The sequence below is a fragment of the Candidatus Aalborgicola defluviihabitans genome (assembly GCF_016705985.1).
Taxonomy (GTDB): Bacteria; Pseudomonadota; Gammaproteobacteria; order Burkholderiales; family Burkholderiaceae_C; genus Allorhodoferax; species Allorhodoferax defluviihabitans.
The window spans coordinates 120,565-137,263 of record NZ_JADJKN010000011.1; the positions used below are offsets into that span (position 1 = coordinate 120,565).

General features: G+C 58.7%; 16 protein-coding genes. 7 read left to right on the forward strand and 9 right to left on the reverse strand.

Features of this window, described 5'->3' with window-relative positions; genetic code table 11:
- Positions 1–6: 6 nt before the first annotated feature.
- From IPI80_RS13035 to modA, 4 genes are all read right to left on the reverse strand, one after another.
- Positions 7–2,034 (reverse strand): TonB-dependent receptor plug domain-containing protein, encoded by a 2,028-nt coding sequence (locus IPI80_RS13035; protein WP_413860738.1) that lies wholly within the window; start codon positions 2,032–2,034, stop codon positions 7–9.
- A 96-nt stretch (positions 2,035–2,130) separates the two neighbouring features.
- The gene (locus IPI80_RS13040; RefSeq protein ID WP_413860740.1) at positions 2,131–2,838 is read right to left on the reverse strand and encodes an ABC transporter ATP-binding protein; all 708 of its coding nucleotides are present in this window, start codon (positions 2,836–2,838) and stop codon (positions 2,131–2,133) included.
- Between the two features lie 11 nt (positions 2,839–2,849).
- Complete coding sequence (gene modB, locus IPI80_RS13045; RefSeq protein WP_413860742.1) at positions 2,850–3,521, reverse strand: molybdate ABC transporter permease subunit; 672 nt, start codon at positions 3,519–3,521, stop codon at positions 2,850–2,852.
- A gap of 19 nt (positions 3,522–3,540) precedes the next feature.
- The gene (gene modA / locus IPI80_RS13050) at positions 3,541–4,299 is read right to left on the reverse strand and encodes a molybdate ABC transporter substrate-binding protein (protein ID WP_413860744.1); all 759 of its coding nucleotides are present in this window, start codon (positions 4,297–4,299) and stop codon (positions 3,541–3,543) included.
- Positions 4,300–4,488: 189 nt separating this feature from the next.
- Here modA and IPI80_RS13055 point away from each other — a divergent pair, with 189 nt between their 5' ends.
- From IPI80_RS13055 to IPI80_RS13065, 3 genes are read left to right on the forward strand one after another with little or no spacing between them, the layout of a single operon-like run.
- Positions 4,489–6,099: an FAD-binding dehydrogenase gene (locus IPI80_RS13055; RefSeq protein WP_413860746.1), complete on the forward strand. Its 1,611-nt coding sequence runs from the start codon at positions 4,489–4,491 to the stop codon at positions 6,097–6,099.
- A 23-nt stretch (positions 6,100–6,122) separates the two neighbouring features.
- Complete coding sequence (locus IPI80_RS13060) at positions 6,123–7,778, forward strand: acetolactate synthase large subunit (RefSeq protein ID WP_413860748.1); 1,656 nt, start codon at positions 6,123–6,125, stop codon at positions 7,776–7,778.
- On the forward strand, positions 7,775–8,692 hold the full coding sequence (locus IPI80_RS13065; RefSeq protein WP_413860750.1) for a DHH family phosphoesterase: 918 nt from the start codon (positions 7,775–7,777) through the stop codon (positions 8,690–8,692). The genes IPI80_RS13060 and IPI80_RS13065 overlap by 4 nt, the downstream gene beginning before the upstream one ends.
- Here IPI80_RS13065 and IPI80_RS13070 read toward each other — a convergent pair.
- The gene (locus IPI80_RS13070; RefSeq protein WP_413860752.1) at positions 8,676–8,819 is read right to left on the reverse strand and encodes a hypothetical protein; all 144 of its coding nucleotides are present in this window, start codon (positions 8,817–8,819) and stop codon (positions 8,676–8,678) included. The two genes, IPI80_RS13065 and IPI80_RS13070, sit on opposite strands and share 17 nt — an antisense overlap.
- A gap of 146 nt (positions 8,820–8,965) precedes the next feature.
- Here IPI80_RS13070 and IPI80_RS13075 point away from each other — a divergent pair, with 146 nt between their 5' ends.
- Together IPI80_RS13075 and IPI80_RS13080 are read left to right on the forward strand one after the other, a co-directional pair.
- Entirely contained in the window at positions 8,966–9,406 is a 441-nt protein-coding gene (locus IPI80_RS13075; RefSeq protein ID WP_413860754.1) for a universal stress protein, read from the forward strand.
- A gap of 65 nt (positions 9,407–9,471) precedes the next feature.
- Positions 9,472–10,299 (forward strand): zinc-dependent peptidase, encoded by an 828-nt coding sequence (locus IPI80_RS13080; protein ID WP_413860756.1) that lies wholly within the window; start codon positions 9,472–9,474, stop codon positions 10,297–10,299.
- Positions 10,300–10,304: 5 nt separating this feature from the next.
- Here IPI80_RS13080 and IPI80_RS13085 read toward each other — a convergent pair whose 3' ends face one another.
- From IPI80_RS13085 to IPI80_RS13100, 4 genes are all read right to left on the reverse strand, one after another.
- The gene (locus IPI80_RS13085) at positions 10,305–11,282 is read right to left on the reverse strand and encodes a 2-dehydropantoate 2-reductase (RefSeq protein WP_413860758.1); all 978 of its coding nucleotides are present in this window, start codon (positions 11,280–11,282) and stop codon (positions 10,305–10,307) included.
- 419 nt (positions 11,283–11,701) lie between these two features.
- Positions 11,702–12,577, reverse strand: coding sequence for an ABC transporter permease (locus IPI80_RS13090; RefSeq protein ID WP_413860760.1), 876 nt, complete (start codon positions 12,575–12,577; stop codon positions 11,702–11,704).
- Positions 12,578–12,592: 15 nt separating this feature from the next.
- The gene (locus IPI80_RS13095; RefSeq protein WP_413860762.1) at positions 12,593–13,408 is read right to left on the reverse strand and encodes an ABC transporter ATP-binding protein; all 816 of its coding nucleotides are present in this window, start codon (positions 13,406–13,408) and stop codon (positions 12,593–12,595) included.
- Positions 13,409–14,419: an ABC transporter substrate-binding protein gene (locus IPI80_RS13100; protein ID WP_413860764.1), complete on the reverse strand. Its 1,011-nt coding sequence runs from the start codon at positions 14,417–14,419 to the stop codon at positions 13,409–13,411.
- A gap of 196 nt (positions 14,420–14,615) precedes the next feature.
- Between IPI80_RS13100 and IPI80_RS13105 the strand changes: the two genes are divergently transcribed.
- Positions 14,616–15,293, forward strand: coding sequence for a response regulator (locus IPI80_RS13105; RefSeq protein WP_413860766.1), 678 nt, complete (start codon positions 14,616–14,618; stop codon positions 15,291–15,293).
- Positions 15,283–16,683 carry a sensor histidine kinase gene (locus IPI80_RS13110; protein ID WP_413860768.1) on the forward strand — a complete coding sequence of 467 codons (1,401 nt, stop codon included), beginning with the start codon at positions 15,283–15,285 and terminating at the stop codon, positions 16,681–16,683. The genes IPI80_RS13105 and IPI80_RS13110 overlap by 11 nt, the downstream gene beginning before the upstream one ends.
- Positions 16,684–16,699 lie beyond the last annotated feature (16 nt).

The window sequence follows — 16,699 nt, forward strand, 5'->3', positions numbered from 1 at the left end:
GGGTTCTTAGAACTGGTAACGCAGGTTGGCAAACCATGCCCGACCGGGGTTGGGAAAGCCGTCGGACAGTTGGTAATTGGTATCCGTCAGGTTGGTCACGCCGAGTTGCGCGGTGACGTCTTTGCGGAATCGGTAGTTGCCGGTGAGGTTGAGCGTGGTAAAGTTCGCCAGCTCTACGGTGTTGGATGACCAACGGCTGCTGTTGTATTCAATGGATGTGAGAATTTCCAATGATTCGGTCGCGCGGTAGTTGGCGTAGGCGGTCAATTTTTGACGCGGAATATCGGTGATACGCACGGTCGGATCGCTGACGTTTTCCAGATTGATGTAGGTGTAATTGCTACCCACTTCCAACGCGCTGCTGACAAATGCGTTCAGGCTGAGTTCGATACCGCTGGTGCGCACTTTTCCCACGTTTTGCATCTGGCATTTGAACGTGGAGCTGCAGCTGGAGCCGGTCGCACCGACAAACGCGGACTGAATCTTGTTGTCGGTGTCGCTATAGAACACCGCAGCCTGTGCCTTTGCACCCTGCCAAGGTGTGGCTTGGTAGCCCACTTCGTAGTTGACGGATCGCTCGGTCGCCAGGTTGGGATTTTCGATATAGCTGCCAAGCCTTTGCGAGTAACGGTCTTTGAGTGTGGGCAGATGGGACTTTTGTGCCAGCGTGGCGTACACGCGTGCGCTGGATGAATAGTCGTAATAGATACCGACCTGTCCGTTGGTAGCGGCTTTGCTGTCGGGTAGTTTGTAGGCGTTGGCGCTGTTGAACACGGTTGCGGGGCGCAATTCGTGGTGGGCCACTCCCAACGCTAACGTCAGTTCAGGAGTCAGGGCAACGCTGTCCTCCGCGCCGACTGAGGCCAGGGCATCTTTGTAGGTGACGTTGGTGGCACCCGTGGCATCCGATTCGTTGTGCAGGTCTTCCTTGTAATGGGTGACCAGGCGCAGGCTGTGCGCGGCCCAGCGCAAAGACTCCAGTTCGACCGAGAGGCCAGCCACTGCATCGTCATACAGGCTGCGCCCGGTGCCGACGCTGCCCGAACCGCTGGTTTTGAGCGTGGTGTAGCGGGCGTTAGTGAAAGAATCGGTTTCGTTGGAGTAGGTGTCGCGGTAGAGCCGTGCTTTCAAGATCTCGCTGCTGCTGATCTTGGTTTTGGAAAGAAAATTGACGCCACTGGTGTTCCAGTACGGCCATTGCCAGTAGCGGGCCGACGCGGGGTCGGTGGACGGGGGCTGGCCTTTGACGCCATTTTGGCTGTGCAGGCTCAATGCGTATTCGTCGGTTGCGTTGGGGGTGATGCCTACTTTGAAGGAGCCTTTGCTGTCCTTGTGGTAGGCGTTCTCGCGCTGGCCTCCGTCTTCGGTCGCGGTGGGTTTGAAGTCGGCTGAGAGGGGGAAGGAGTCACCCTGCGCATAGCTGGCACTGGCCTGAAGGTACCAACTACCTTGGTTGGAGCCCACGTTGACGGAGGTTTGGCGTTCGCTGCCCGAAGCAAAACCCACCGTAGCATCACCTTCGAAAGGGGTTTTGGGTTTGCGTGAAATCAGGTTGATGGCACCGCCCAGGGCATTGGGTCCATACAACACCGAACTGAACCCCTTGGCTACCTGGATGCCGGCCAGGTCAGCGGTCGTAAAGCGGTTGAAATCCACATAGCCATCATAGGGAACGTAGAGTGGAATGCCGTCAATAAAGAGAGGTACCTGGCGTGCATCGAAGCCGCGCACATAAATGGTTTTTTCGTTGCGGGAGTTATTGGACATTGCCACGCCGGATAGCAGGTTGAGTGCGTCGCCCACGGTGTTGCGATTAAAGCGGCGCATGTCGTCGGCGGTGACGAGTGATGAAACCTGGTCCTCGCCGATTTGCCCTACCGGCGTGCGCTGACCTAGAACCGTAATGGTTTCCAGTTGTGGCGCCCGTTTTTCGTCTGCATCAGCGGCATGGACTGCGTGCGCAGCCGTGCAAGCCAGAGCAAGACAGAGGAGCAGCTTTTTTTGAGGCCACGGTGGCCCGTTACGGTTGCGCATGCAGATTTTCCTTATTGAAGTTGAAGTAATAGGGCGTGGTAGGCGGTTCGCTATATAAAAATAGATATAACGATTGGCAAAAAATTTTGAACGTCATCAGGCCAACACCTCTTGTGTGCTTTTTAGGGGGCCTTCTGCGGCGTCATGAATCACCCCATCGCGCAGGTTCAGTACCTGGTCGCCAAAGACGGCAACATCGTCTGGGTCGTGTGTGATCAACACCATGGGAACGCCCAACTGGCGCTGCAGGCGGTCCAATTCGGCGCGCATGCGATTGCGCAGGGTGGGGTCGAGCGCGGCAAACGGTTCGTCCAGCAGCAGCGCGCGTGGTTGCGGCACCAGGGCCCGCGCCAGGGCAGTGCGTTGGCGTTGCCCACCCGAGAGTTGCCCGGGGTATTGGTGCGCCAGAGCCTGCAACTCGAAAGCGTTCAGCCAGTAATCCACAGTTGGGTCTGCCACCTGTGCACGCGGATTAAGCCAGCCGCGCCGGGAACCAAAAGCCACGTTTTGGCGCACCGTCAGATGCGGGAACAGTGCGTAATCCTGGAACAGGTAGGCCATTTGGCGCTGCTGTGCTGGCAGGTTGGTGCCGGTGCTGCTGTCGAACAGCGTTTGCCCACCGAGCTGGATGCAGCCGGCATCGGGTGTCAGTAGACCAGCAATGGCTTTGAGCGTCAGGCTCTTGCCGGCACCCGAGGGGCCAAAAACCACCAGCCGCTGGCTGGTCGATTGAAAGCGCACCTGCAGGTTGAAAGTCCGCTTGCCGGCTTGCAGGGTTTTCTGGATATCGATGTTGAACTGCATGGACGGTGGCTTCAAATTTGTGCGGTGCGTCCAGGTGCCAGCTTGCCCGCTATCAGCAGCACTGCAATGCAGGTAATGGAGGTGATGATGACCAGCAGATTGGCGGTGTCGTCCTGGCCGGCTTGCACGGCTTCATACACAGCGACCGAGAGGGTTTGTGTTTTGCCGGGAATGCTGCCGGCCACCATCAGCGTGGCGCCGAACTCGCCCATGCCGCGCGCAAAGGCCAGCAACAGGCCGGCCAGAATACCGCGCCAGGCCAACGGCAGCGTGACACGGAAGAACACCCCCACGTTGTGTACGCCCAGCACCCGCGCAGCTTGCTCCAGTTGCGTATCGACGCCCTCAAAGGCTGCCCGTGCTGACTTGAACACCAGTGGGAACGCCACAACCGTGGCTGCAATCACCGCACCTTGCCAGGTGAAGATCAGGGTGATGCCAAAGTGGGTCTGTAGCCAGGCTCCGACCACACCCTTGCGGCCCAACAGTACCAGCAGGTAGTAGCCCAGCACGGTCGGCGGCATCACCATGGGCAGGGTCAGCACGGCGTCAAGCAAGTCCCTCCCGACAAACTGGCCGCGCGCCAGGGCGTAGCCGGCACCTACGCCCAAAACGAGGTTCAGGGCCGTCGCCCAGAACGCTACCTTTAGCGACAGGCTCAGGGCGATCCAGGCGGCATCCATGGTTCAGTTAGTGAGATGCTTAGGGTTTCAGGAAGCCAAACTGGGCCAGCAAGGCTTGGCCGTCAGTGGACAGTGTGAAGTCGACAAATTGGCGGGCCATCTCGCTGTGTTGGCTGCTGGCGATGGCGGCAATGGGGTAGAGGATCGCCTTTTCGGTGGGCACGGTGGCTACCACGCGCACCTTGGTTTTCAGGATGGTCGCGTCAGTGTTGTAGACAAAGCCGGCATCCACCTCTCCGCGCGCCACGTAATCCAGCCCTTGCCGAACCGATTGCGCCAAAATGGCTTTGGGTTCCATGGCAGACCAGAGCTTGTTCTGTTCCAGTGCTTGCTTGGTGTAGCGACCCACGGGGACGCTGGCAGGGTTGCCTATGGCGATCCGCTTCACGGCGGTTTGTGTCAGGTCAGCGATCGTGGCGATGGTCAGTTTGCTATCGGCCGGCACGATCAGTACCAGGCTATTGCCAACAAAGTTCTTGCGCGTGCCGCTGACCAGCAATTGCTGTGTCTGGGCCTTGTCCATGGTTTCCTGGTCGGCCGAGGCAAACACATCGACCGGCGCACCCTTGGCAATTTGCTGCACCAGGGCGTCCGAAGCCGCAAAGTTGAACAGTACCTTGGTGCCGGGGTGCTGCGCTTCAAAGACCGGGCCCAGTGCCTTGAAGGCATTGGTCAAGCTGGCTGCGGCCGACACAATCAGCTCCTCTGCACTGGCAGACCCTACTGCAAGGCTAAGAATGAGGATGGCGAAAAATCGTTTGCTAAAAGACGGTTGCATCAAGTGATCCCCTAGTTGAAGATCGAAGTATAACGATTTATATAACGATATTTGGCGATGACAACCGAATGCAAAAAGTTTGCAAGAAATTGCGTGTATGCCCTCGTAAAATATACGTAATAAGCTATTAAAAACATAGCAATATCATGTGAGTAAGATGGTTGCGCAATACCAATAGAGGGACAGACGATGCAAACCTACCGTAGTGATGTGCTGGTTGTGGGCGGCGGCATTGCCGGTATCACCACGGCGCTGGGGCTGCTGGACAGCGGCAAATCGGTGGTCCTGCTGGACCGCGATGAAGATGCCGTGTTTGGCGGCCTGGCGCGTGAGAGCTTTGGCGGTATGTTTTTTGTGGACACGCCCGAGCAACGCCGAATGGGCGTGCGTGACTCCACTGAACTGGCTCTGCGCGATTGGTTCAGCTTTGGCGAGTTTGGAGCCGACGACCACTGGCCCAAGGCCTGGGCACAGGCGTATGTGAACCGCTGCACGCAAGACGTGTACCACTGGGTGCGCCAGCACGGCATTGGCTTTTTCCCGGTGGTGAACTGGGTAGAGCGCGGGGAGTTTCGCCCCGGCAACTCGGTGCCGCGTTTTCACCTTGTCTGGGGCACAGGAAAGCGATTGGCCGAGCAACTCATCGCCGCACTGCAAAGCCATGCCAATGCCAACAAGCTCACTCTGCGCTTTGGTCACCGGGTAGAGCAGTTGTTGCTGCAGGATGGGCGCATTGGCGGCGCACATGGTGTCGAAGAAAAAAGCGGTATACCGTTTGAGGCGCTGGCTGAACACGTCGTCGTGGCCACCGGCGGCATCAACGGCAGCATGGAGATGGTGCGTAATCACTGGCATGCCGACTGGCACCAGCCGCCCGAGACCATTCTCAACGGTTCGCACCGTTTTGCCGATGGCACCCTGCACCAGGCGGTGCAAGTGGCAGGCGGCAACCTCACGCACCTGGACAAAATGTGGAATTACGCCGCTGGTGTGCACCACCCCCGCCCACGCAAACCCAACCATGGCCTGTCGTTGGTGCCATCGCGTTCGGCACTGTGGCTGAACTGGCGCGGCGAGCGCATGGGGCCGCAACCGCTGGTGTCGGGCTTTGACACGCGCCGGTTGGTGACCGACATCTGCGCACAGGAAAAAGCTTACTCGTGGCAGGTGATGAACCACCGTATTGCGCTCAAGGAATTGGCCATTTCTGGGGCGGAGTTCAACCCCTCGGTGCGGGACCGCAAAGTGTTCAGTTTTTTGCGCGACGTGCTGCTGGGCAACCGCTGGCTGGTCAACGACATGCTGGCCAACTGCAAGGACTTTGTGGTGGCCCAAAGCCTGCCAGAATTGGTGGAGAAGATGAACGCGCTGCAGGGCGACGATGCCGTACAAATCGACGCGGTGAACGATGCAGTATCGAGCTACGATGCAACAATAGCCCGGGGTGAAAAATTCATGAACGATGAACAGCTGCGCCGTATTGCCGCGCTGCGCCAGTACCGGGGCGACAAAGTGCGCCTGTGCAAATTTGCCCCCATCAACGACGCCGCCGCTTTGCCGCTGATTGCCATTCGTGAATTCATCACCAGCCGCAAGAGTCTCGGCGGCATCCAGACCGATTTGCACAGCCGCGTGCTTAGCACCGACAACCAGCCCATACCGGGCTTGTTTGCGGTGGGCGAGGCCGCTGGGTTTGGCGGCGGCGGCCTGCACGGACTGCGTGCTCTGGAGGGCACCTTTCTGGGCGGCTGTATTTTGTCCGGGCGAATCGCGGCTCAGGCCATTGCCAAAGCGGTTTAACCATACAACAGGAGACTACACCCATGACCAATGGAGCACAGGCGCTGGTGCGCACTTTGATCGACGCTGGCGTAACCGCCTGCTTTACCAACCCCGGCACGTCGGAGATGCACTTCGTGGCTGCGCTGGATTCCGCACCCGAAATGCGGGCCGTGCTGACCCTGTTTGAGGGCGTTGCCACGGGCGCTGCTGACGGCTACGCCCGCATGGCCGGCAAACCTGCAGCCACCTTGTTGCATTTGGGCTGTGGCCTGGGCAATGGCCTGGCCAACTTGCACAATGCCCGCAAGGCCCGCGTGCCAGTTGTCAACATCGTTGGCGACCATGCCACCACCCATGTGCAATATGACGCGCAGTTGCAGTCCGACATTGAGACCGTTGCCCGCAACGTATCGCCGTGGGTGCGCACCTCGGCCAGTACGCAGGCGCTATGCCAAGACGCGCTAGAGGCAGTGGCAGCGGCAACCGGCAGTCCCAATGCGGTTGCTACTTTGATCTTGCCGGCAGATGTGTCCTGGGGCGAGGGTGCCCAACCCTTGCCGCCGCTTGCGCGTGCCGCGGCGCCCGTGGCCACTGCCGAAACCGTCACTGCGGTGGTCAGCGTGTTGACCGGGGGTGGCAAAGTGGCGTTCTTGCTGGGGGGCAAGGCCTTGCGGGAGCCGGCATTGCTGCTGGCATCGCGTATTTCAGAGGCAACGGACGCAGTTCTGCTCGCCGAGGTCTTCCCAACCCGGTTGGAGCGTGGTGCGGGCCTGCCCTACGTGGAGCGGCTGGCCTATCTGGCCGAACTGGCATCGGTGCAACTGGCGGGTCTGGACCATTTAATTCTGGTCGATGCCAAGGCGCCAGTGTCCTTCTTTGCTTACCCTGGCAAGAAAAGCTATCTGGTGCCTGACGGCTGCACGGTTCACACCTTGGCGGGGCTGGATCAGGACGCGCTGGGCAGCCTGCAAGCGTTGGTTGCCCAACTGAAGGTGCAGGATGTGGAACCGGCGTTGCTGGACGCTGCGGTGCCCAAGCGCCCCAGCGGCGCACTCTCGGCCGACAAGGTGTGCCAGGCGGTTGCCGCAGTATTGCCAGAGGGCGCCATTGTCTCGGACGAGGCGCAAACCTCTGGCGTCACTCTGTCCAAACACACGGCGCAGGCGCCAAGGCACGACTTGCTGACCCTGACCGGCGGTGCCATTGGCCAGGGGTTGCCAGTGGCGGTGGGCGCGGCCATTGCCTGTCCCGACCGCCAGGTGTTTGCGCTGGTGGGTGATGGCTCGGCCATGTACACCATTCAGGCCCTGTGGACCATGGCCCGTGAGCAGCTCAATGTCATCACCATCGTGTTCAACAACCGCTCGTACGCGATCCTCAACATGGAGCTGGAGCGGGTGGGGGCGGATACGGTGGGGCCGATTGCCAAGTCGCAGTTGGACCTGGCCACACCACCGCTGGATTTTGTGGCGCTGGGCAATGGCATGGGTGTGCACTCAGTGCGTGCTGCCAATTGTGAGCAGCTCAATTCCGCACTGGACTTTGCACTGGCACATGCCGGCCCGCACCTGATTGAGGTCATCGTGCCCAATGCCTTTTCCGGGTTGAAGCTCAAGGCCTTGCCGCATGTGCTGGGTGCGCTGGACAAAATGCCTCAGCCCCTGGCCAAAATGCTCAAGCGCAAAATATCACCATGAATCGCAAATTTTTTACATCGCTTTTACCCGCAGACCGCAATGACCCGAACCCTCTGGTTCTTTACCACGGCAAGGGCTGCCCGGACGGTTTTGCTTCGGCCCTGGCTGCCTGGTTGTTCTATGGCGGCAAGGCCGAATTTGTCGGGTTGGACCATGGGGACGTGCGCTCGGTAGCCGATTTGCCTGCGCTGAGTGGACGGGCTGTCTACATTCTTGACTTTTCGTTTGGTCCAGACATCCTGCGCGGTATTGACGAGCGTGCGGCCAAGCTGGTGCTGTTGGACCACCACAAGAGCGCGGCCGAGCACCTGAGCGGTTTTGTCTGCCGCTGTGGAGGTGTTCACTTTGACATGACCAAGTCGGGTGCGCGGCTGGCTTGGGAGTATTTTCTGCCCGAGCGGACCATGCCAGACCTTGTGCGGTTTGTGGAAGACCGTGATATCTGGACCTGGCAATACTCACAGAGTGCGGCCTATTTGGCTGCGCTGGACATGGAGCCGTTTGATTTTGTGCGCTGGTCTGCACTTGCCGACATGGATGCCGAGCAACGTGAGCATTTCATGGCCCGTGGCCAGGCCATGGATGCGCAATTCCGAAAACTGGCTGCCGACATTGCACAGTCGGCCCAACCCCTTGTGTTCAATGGCGTGCAGGGTTTGATGGTGAATGCGCCCGGTATTTTTCACAGCCTGGTGGGCGACATCCTGTCACAGCAGAGCGGCAGCTTTGCATTGATGTGGGTCGTCAACCAGAAGGGCGTCGTAAAGGCCGGGCTGCGTTCGCAACGCAACTTTGATTGCATTGCCCTGGCGCGAAGCATGGACGGTGGTGGTCATGCCCAAGCCTGCGGCTTCAAGATGGGCGCTGACCGCCTGCCAGAGTTACTAAGCGGTGAATTTACTGCTTGTTCTTGAGTTTGCCGCGCGGTAACACGGTGGTTACCGGAGGCATGGGGCGATCCGAAGAAGTGCCCTTGGGTTCGGACGTGTCCTTCTTGGGTTTTTTTGCCATTTTCTCGTTGCGTTGGTCACCTTTGGCCATATGTCCTCCGTGGATAGTCCCCGACATGGGGCCTTGCTAGGCTATGGTACGGCAAAAATCCATCTAAACTGTCGACCATCAAGGAATGCGGCGCGCATTTGGCGCACCATTCAGTGGTAGTCATTATTCTTTTACGAGGCTTTCACATGTTCAAACACATTCTTCTCGCCACCGACGGTTCTGCCGCTTCGGAACACGCAGCCCAATTGGCAGTCGGACTGGCCCGCACCCATGGCGCCAAGTTGACGGCGGTGTACGTGGTGGATCCCTATCCCTACATCGGCGTGGGTGAGATTAATCCTATGGGCTTTCAGGCCTATATGTCGGCAGCCCAGGCGCAGGCTGCCGAAGCCCATGCCAAGATTGAAACCCTGTGCAAGCAAGGTGGGGCTGCGGTAGAACTGGAAGCACGACTGGTGGAAGACGTGGGCGCCGCGAACGGCATTGTGCAGACGGCAGACGCTATCAAGGCCGATTTGATCGTGGTTGGCTCCCACGGCCGTTCCGGCATTTCGCGCCTGATGCTGGGTAGTGTCTCCACCAAGGTGGTGGCCGAGTCCAAGATCCCTGTCCTGGTAACTCGCTGACTTGAAATTGCGGGCTTGGCTCCCAGTTATGGCGTCTGACCAACGCTTTGACTGGAGCACAGCCCGTGGCCTTTTATTTGTTTTGTGGCCTGGCCCTGCTCCTGGCCTTGGGCTTGCTGGGCCAGCCCTACTGGCTGGATTACCGGCGCAACCGGGTGCGCGAAGCCGCATTCCCGGCAGCTTGGCGCAAGATTCTGCGCGAACGCGTACCCCTGATGCGCAAACTACCGCAGCATCTGCAATTGCAGCTTAAAAAGCACATGCAGGTGTTCATTGCCGAAAAGGCGTTTCTGGGTTGTGACGGACTGCGTGTGACCGACGAAATGCGCGTCGTCATCGCTGCGCAAGCCTGTCTGCTGATTCTCAATCGGGCCACGGACTACTTCGCCAATGTGCGCCAGATTTTGGTCTACCCCAGTGCCTTCGTCGTTAACCGTGTGACGGTGGACAGTGCCGGAGTGCAGCAGGAGCAGCGTCAGGCGCTGTCGGGTGAATCCTGGTCGCAGGGGCAGGTCATTCTGTCGTGGGACGACACCGTGCACGGCGCAGCGGTGGCGGATGACGGCCGCAACGTAGTAATCCATGAATTTGCCCACCAGCTGGACCAAGAAAACGGTGCAGCGCAGGGGGCTCCGCCACCCTTGCTGGGTGATACCGAATACGATGGTGCGCGCTGGTCTCAGGTGTTTCACGCGGCCTTTGCGCACCTTCAGGCAGAGGCGAGCCAAGGTGTGCAGGGTGTGCTGGACCACTACGGCGCCAAGAACCCTGGGGAATTTTTCGCTGTGGTATCCGAAGTGTTCTTCGAGCAGCCGCAGGCATTGGCCGCCGAGTACCCGGCGCTGTACCAGGAGCTACAGGGTTACTACAAGCTGGACCCTGCGTCCTGGTAGAGTGATTAGTACAGGCCGCGCACGCGGGCCTGCAGGCGGCTCAGGCCCAAGAGGGCATTGGTAAACGGCGTGGCCGCGCCGGTGAGCGTGCCCAGTTCTTTGACCACGGTGACCAGCGCATCCAGTTCGATCGCCTTGCCGGCTTCGACATCCTGCAACATCGACGTCTTGAATGCGCCCAATTTGATGGTGACCTGGTGCCGGTCTTCGGGCTCCTGTGCAATGGGGATGCCGATGTGTGCACCTATCTCCTTGGCCTCTAACATCACGCGAGACACAAATTCGCGCACCAAAGGGTCGCCCAAAATCAGATCGGTGGTGGCACCCGTGAGCGCGCTGATGGGGTTAACCGTCATGTTGCCCCACAGCTTGTACCAGACGTCCTTTTGTATCTGGGCTGACACCGTGGTGGCAAATCCGGCGCGGGTCAGCAGTTCACCCAGCGCCTGCACTCGTGGCGTTGCCTGCCCCGAAGGTTCACCGATGATGAGACCGTTGCCAAAGTGGTGGCGAATGACCCCGGGTGCATCCACCGAGCAACTGGCATGCACCACGCAGCCGATGACATTTTTGGCGGGAATGGATGCGGCAATTTCACCGTTAGGGTCAACCGCTTGCAGTTGGTGTCCTTCCCACGTGCCACCAAAGCCCTGAAAAAACCACCACGGTACGCCATTCATGGCAGTCAGTACCACCGTGTCTGGACCAATCAGTGGGCCCATCTGGCTGGCTACCTCGGCTAGGGCAGGGGCCTTGACGGCCACCACGACCAAATCCTGCACACCCAGGTCGCTCGCCTGGGCACTGGCCGCCACGGCGTGTTGGGTCGTACCCAGTCGCAAGCCCTGCGTTTGCAGGGCTGTCAGGGTGGCGCCACGGGCCAGCACGCTTACGGTGCAACCGGCTTCTGCCAACTTGGCGCCTATCCAGCCACCGATGGCGCCGCAACCGACGATGCCTACGCGGGAAAAGTCCGTGTTCATGGTTGCACCTCCTGATGGGGGGTGCCTCGTGGGGTGGCGCGGGTGCGCGCTGGACAGGCACCGTGCTGGAGCGCCCTATTGGTGCGGCCTTTGAGGTTTGTAAACATAGTTATCCACAAGGTGCCCCACAGAAAACGGGGGTAAGTCGGTTCATTAGGTGCGTGAAAGGTGGCCGTCGACAGGGTCACAATTTTCACTATCATACAGGCCGCTATCATTGGTGAAATACCAAGAAAAGTTCTCGGGTTAACCCTGAATTTCTTGACTTTCTAATTCATTTGAACAAGAAAGCCAGTCATCCACCCCCTCGCAGGGCCTTTTGGGTTATCCACAGAACGCAAGATAGTCAGTCCCGAGTAAGAATTGACGCGTCTTTCCACCCGTGCGCCAGAAACGTTGATCACCGGAACCCGTTTGGATTATTGCGTGTCATGCAGCGCAGGGGGGCGCCACTTGGCGAGGTGGTTCTCAACGATGGTCATGGTGTATTCAGCAGCCAGAGCGACCACCATGATGATCACAATGGCCGCATACATGCCGGCTGCGTCGAACGATCCTTTGGCTACATTAATCAGCAAGCCAATACCATATCGCGCACCCACGAATTCGCCCACGATCGCTCCCACGATTGCAAAACCAAAGCTTACGTGCAGCGACGCGAAGATCCAGCTCATGGCCGAGGGGATCACCACCGCACGCGTTAGCTGCCAGTCCTTGGCACCCAGAATCTGGGCGTTGGCCAGCAGGTTGCGATCGGCTTCGCGCACGCCCTGGAAGGCATTGGAAAACACCACGAAGAAGACCATGACAAAAGACAGTGCCACCTTGGATGTGAGCCCCAGGCCGAAAATCATGATGAAGATCGGCGCCAAGACCACGCGCGGAACCGAATTGATCACCTTGATATAGACCGAAAATACATCGGCCAACATGCGGTTGCGTCCCAACGCAATGCCGGCAACGATGCCTGCCACAGCGCCGCTAAAAAAGCCCAGAAAAGATTCCTCCATGGTGACCCACAGGTGGTACCACAGCGGGCCTTCGGAAGTTCCTTCGGTTATCCACTCGTAGAGCCGCTTGACGATGGCGGTTGGGCTGGAAAAGAAAAATTCATCGATGAGCTTGGTGCGGCTAAGCACTTCCCAACCACCCAGGAAAACTACCAGAATGAAATAGCGCCAAAAATAGACAGACTGCGTGCGCCTGCGCATGGCGAGCGCGGCGGCGGCTTCAATTTCAGCATCTGAAGTGCCGGGCTGGAACACGATGTCTTTGGAGAGTGTTATATCGGTCATGTGTTGGATTCTTCCTTAGGCAGCCAGGGCTTCTTCACGCGCCGCGCCGCGCTGCACTTCGTCGCGCAGGTCATTCCAGATCGTTTGGGACAATTCGATAAATGCCTTGTCATAGCGGATCTCGCTGACGACGCGGGGCCGTGGAAGGTTGATGGGGTATACCGACTTCACAGTGGCCGGGCCAGACGTCAGCACGTAGACCTTGTCTGCCAGAGCAATGGCTTCTTCCAGGTCGTGGGTGACAAAAACGACCGAGGCCTTGGCCTGCGACCATAGCTTGAGCAATTCCTCGTGCATCAGAATCCTTGTTTGCACATCCAGCGCGGAGAAGGGCTCGTCCATCAGCAAAATTTGGGGTTCATTGATAAAGGTTTGCGCCAGCGAAACACGCTTGCGCATGCCGCCAGATAGCTGGTGGGGGTACTTGGTTTCGTGGCCGGAGAGGTTGACACGTGCCAGCCATTGGCGGGCCTTGTCGTAGGCCTGCAATTTGGGAACACCACGAAACAATGGGCCTGCCACCACGTTGTCAATCACGTTGCGCCAGGGAAAGAGTGCATCGGTTTGAAACGCAAAGCCGATGCCGGGGTGGATGCCGTTGACCGGCTCACCCATCACGCGTACCTGTCCGCTGGACGGTTTTGCCAAACCGGTGACCAGGTTCAAGGTGGTGGACTTGCCGCAGCCGGTGGGGCCGACCACGGCCACAAATTCCCCACGCGCGACGGACATGTTGAAGTCCCTGAGCGCCGTCATGGACTTGCCGTCAGGCGTGAGAAATCTACGGCTGACATTGATGAGTTCAATGGCCGGACTATTGGCTGTATTCATTTACTTGACGTTCTTGACGAATTCGGTGGTGTAGGTCTTGCTTAGGTCAACAGTTTTGCCTTTGACGTTCTTGGAGAAGCCGGACAACACCATCAGAACTGTCTCAGGCCCGCCCGCTGGCATGACACCATCTGCCGTAAACATGCTCTTGCCATCGGCCAGAGCCTTGATGTAGCCCTCCTTGTCGCCAGCGTAGAAGTCCTTGGGCATCTTGTCGGCGATCTCGGCCGCGCTGTGGGTGTTGATGAACTTCAAAGTCTTAACGAAGGCATTGGCCAGCTTCTGCACCATGGGTTTGTTCTTCTCCACCCAGTCAGCGGACATGTACAGCGACGCCGCAGGGTAAGTTCCACCCAGCGCCGCCTTGGTTTTTTCAACGGTTCGCATGTCCACCAGAACGCGGGCGTCGCCGGTCTTGAGCAGGCGTGAGATGGTGGGCTCGGTGGTCATACCTGCCTGGATCTTGTCCTGCTGCATGGCGGCAATAAACGTGGTGCCGGCACCGACCGGGATGGTGCTGAATTCACCCAGCGGAACGCCGGCCTTGACCATCATGTATTGGGTCAGAAAGTTGGTCGATGAGCCCAGTCCGGTCACGCCCAGAGATTTACCGCGCAAATCGGCAAAAGATTTGATCTCGGGGTGCTTGTTGGACACCATTTCTACTTCGCCCGGTGCCTGGCTGAACTGAACCACGGATATGACCTGCTTGCCCTTGGTTTGCAGATCCACGCAGTGATCGTAAAACCCGACGACGCCTTGCACCGCACCTGCGAGCATTTCATTTTCGGCATCTACGCCCGAACCTTCGTTAAGCAATTCGACGTCAATGCCTTCGGCCTTGAAATAGCCCAGTCCTTCGGCCAACTTGGCTGGAAGGTAAATTTGCTTTTCATAGCCGCCCACAATGATGGTGACTTTGTCTGCGGCATAGGCGGATGAAGCACCTGCCAGTGCTGCGGCCAGTGCGATGCAACTGAGCAATTTGCGGGAATGGATGGGTTTATTCATGGTGTCTCCTTGATGGGTTAAAAAAAATGGCCAGACCGGGCCTGTGATGGCCAAGCGTAGAAGCCCTTTGCTTTCGATTGGCTTTCAGTGTTGCGGGTCTAGGGTAAACACGGGGGCTGTAATAGGTAGGCAGGTTCGTGCGGATGCGTAACATGACCGGGTATTGCTGCGCAGTGTTGCGCGGCTCGGAGCAAGCATGCGCATATTGCTGGTGGAAGACAACGCAGAGTTGGCCGATTGGCTGGCGCGCGCACTACGCAAAGAGCAATACACCGTGGACTGGATCGCCAACGGTGCTGATGCAGATTTCGCTCTGCGCTCGGAGCGCTATAGCTTGGTCATCCTGGACCTTGCCCTGCCCAAGTTGGATGGCAATGAGGTGCTGCGCCGCCTGCGCGCACGCAAGGACGACACCCCGGTGTTGATCCTCTCAGCCAACAATTCCATCCAGAGCCGGGTCAGTGAGTTGGATCAGGGTGCGGATGATTACCTGGCCAAGCCCTTTGAAGTGGAGGAGCTTGAGGCCCGTATCCGTGTGCTGTTGCGCCGTGCATCACGTTTGATCACACCGCTGGTGCAATGTGGCGATTTGGAGTTCAACACCAACACGCGCGAGTTCACGTTGGGTGGCAAGGAATTCGCGTGCACGCCGCGTGAGCGAGCCGTGCTGGAAGTGCTGATCACCAAAGCGACCACCACGGTCTCCAAGCAGGCGCTTGCCCAAAGCCTGTTCTCCATGGACGAAGACGTATCCGCCGACGCCATCGAAATTTACGTGTACCGCCTGCGCAAGAAGCTCGACAACAGCCGAGTTGGCATCGTCACTTTGCGGGGGTTGGGCTACATGTTGCGGGAATCTGAACGTGCTGCGTAGCGTACGCAGCAAGTTACTTGCGTGGGTTCTGATCCCGTTGGTGGGCGCCGTCGCTCTCAATGCGGTGGCTACGTATCGAGATGCGGTTCACACCGCCACGGTGGTGCAGGATCGCTTGTTGCTGGGATCCGCGCGCAATATGGGTGAGCAGATTCGCTACGAGGATGGCGCCTTCCATTACCAGATTCTGCCCTCGGCATTGGAGCTGTTTCAGTCGACCCAGCCGGACCGTATTTTTTACCGGATCACCACCGGTGAGGGGCAACTGTTGGCGGGCTACACGGACCTGTTGCGCCCCACCGACATGGTGCCGGGTAGCTCGCCATACTTTTTTAATGCCAGCATGCGCGACATGCCCGTGCGGGTGGTGGCCTTGCGCCAGCCGGTGATTGGTGCGCCCAGCGAGGAACCCGTACTGGTTGAGGTGGCCCAGACACTGCAGGAGCACCAGCAACTGGCCAATACCCTGTGGGTGCGTGCCATGGGGCAGCAATTGTTGATTCTGGCGCTGGCGGCTGTCTTTATCGTGTTCGGATTGCATTGGGGTTTGCTGCCCTTGCTGCGCGTACGCGATGCAGTGCGCAACCGCAAGCCAGGCACGCTTCAACCATTGGCCATGGACGGTCTACCGGTGGAACTGGTGCCTCTAGTGGATTCGCTCAATGATTACATCCAGCGCCTGGAAGCCCACGTTGGTGCCCAAGAGGTGTTCATCCAGAATGCGGCGCACCAGTTGCGAACCCCATTTGCTGTGCTCAATACCCAGCTCAACTATGCCGCCCGTACTGATAACAACGAAGACCAACGTGAGTCGCTAGCGGCCGCACAACACACACTGCGCGAAGCCACGCGACTGGTGAACCAATTGCTAACCCTGTCCATGGCCGAATCCATGGTGATCCCGGCGCACCTGGAAGCAGATGTTGACTGCAATGTAGTGGATGCGGTGCAGGAGGTGTTTGAGCGTTTGGTGGGACCAGCACAGGCCAAATCCATCGATCTCGGATTTGAGCCCGATGGAAATGCTCCACCTACTCTGGCTATCGGCGCGGTCGCCTTGCGAGAAATTTTGACGAACCTGCTGGACAATGCTATCCGCTATTGCCCGGCTGGCAGCCGAGTCACTGTTCGGCTACAGACCAGCATGCCGCAGCGCACGATTCTGGAGGTGGAGGACAACGGCCCCGGCATACCTCCGATCAGTCGGGAACGGGTGTTCGAACGCTTCTACCGCATGGATGATCGTCTCTCAGACGGCAGTGGTTTAGGCTTGGCCATTGTGCGGGAATTTGCCTCCAAGGCGGGCGCCAGCGTCGAGTTGGACACGCCGGCTGGTGGTACTGGACTGCTGGTGCGCGTCGTGTTTCCAATACCGCGCCCCGGCGCCTGATCCAGGTACCGTCAGT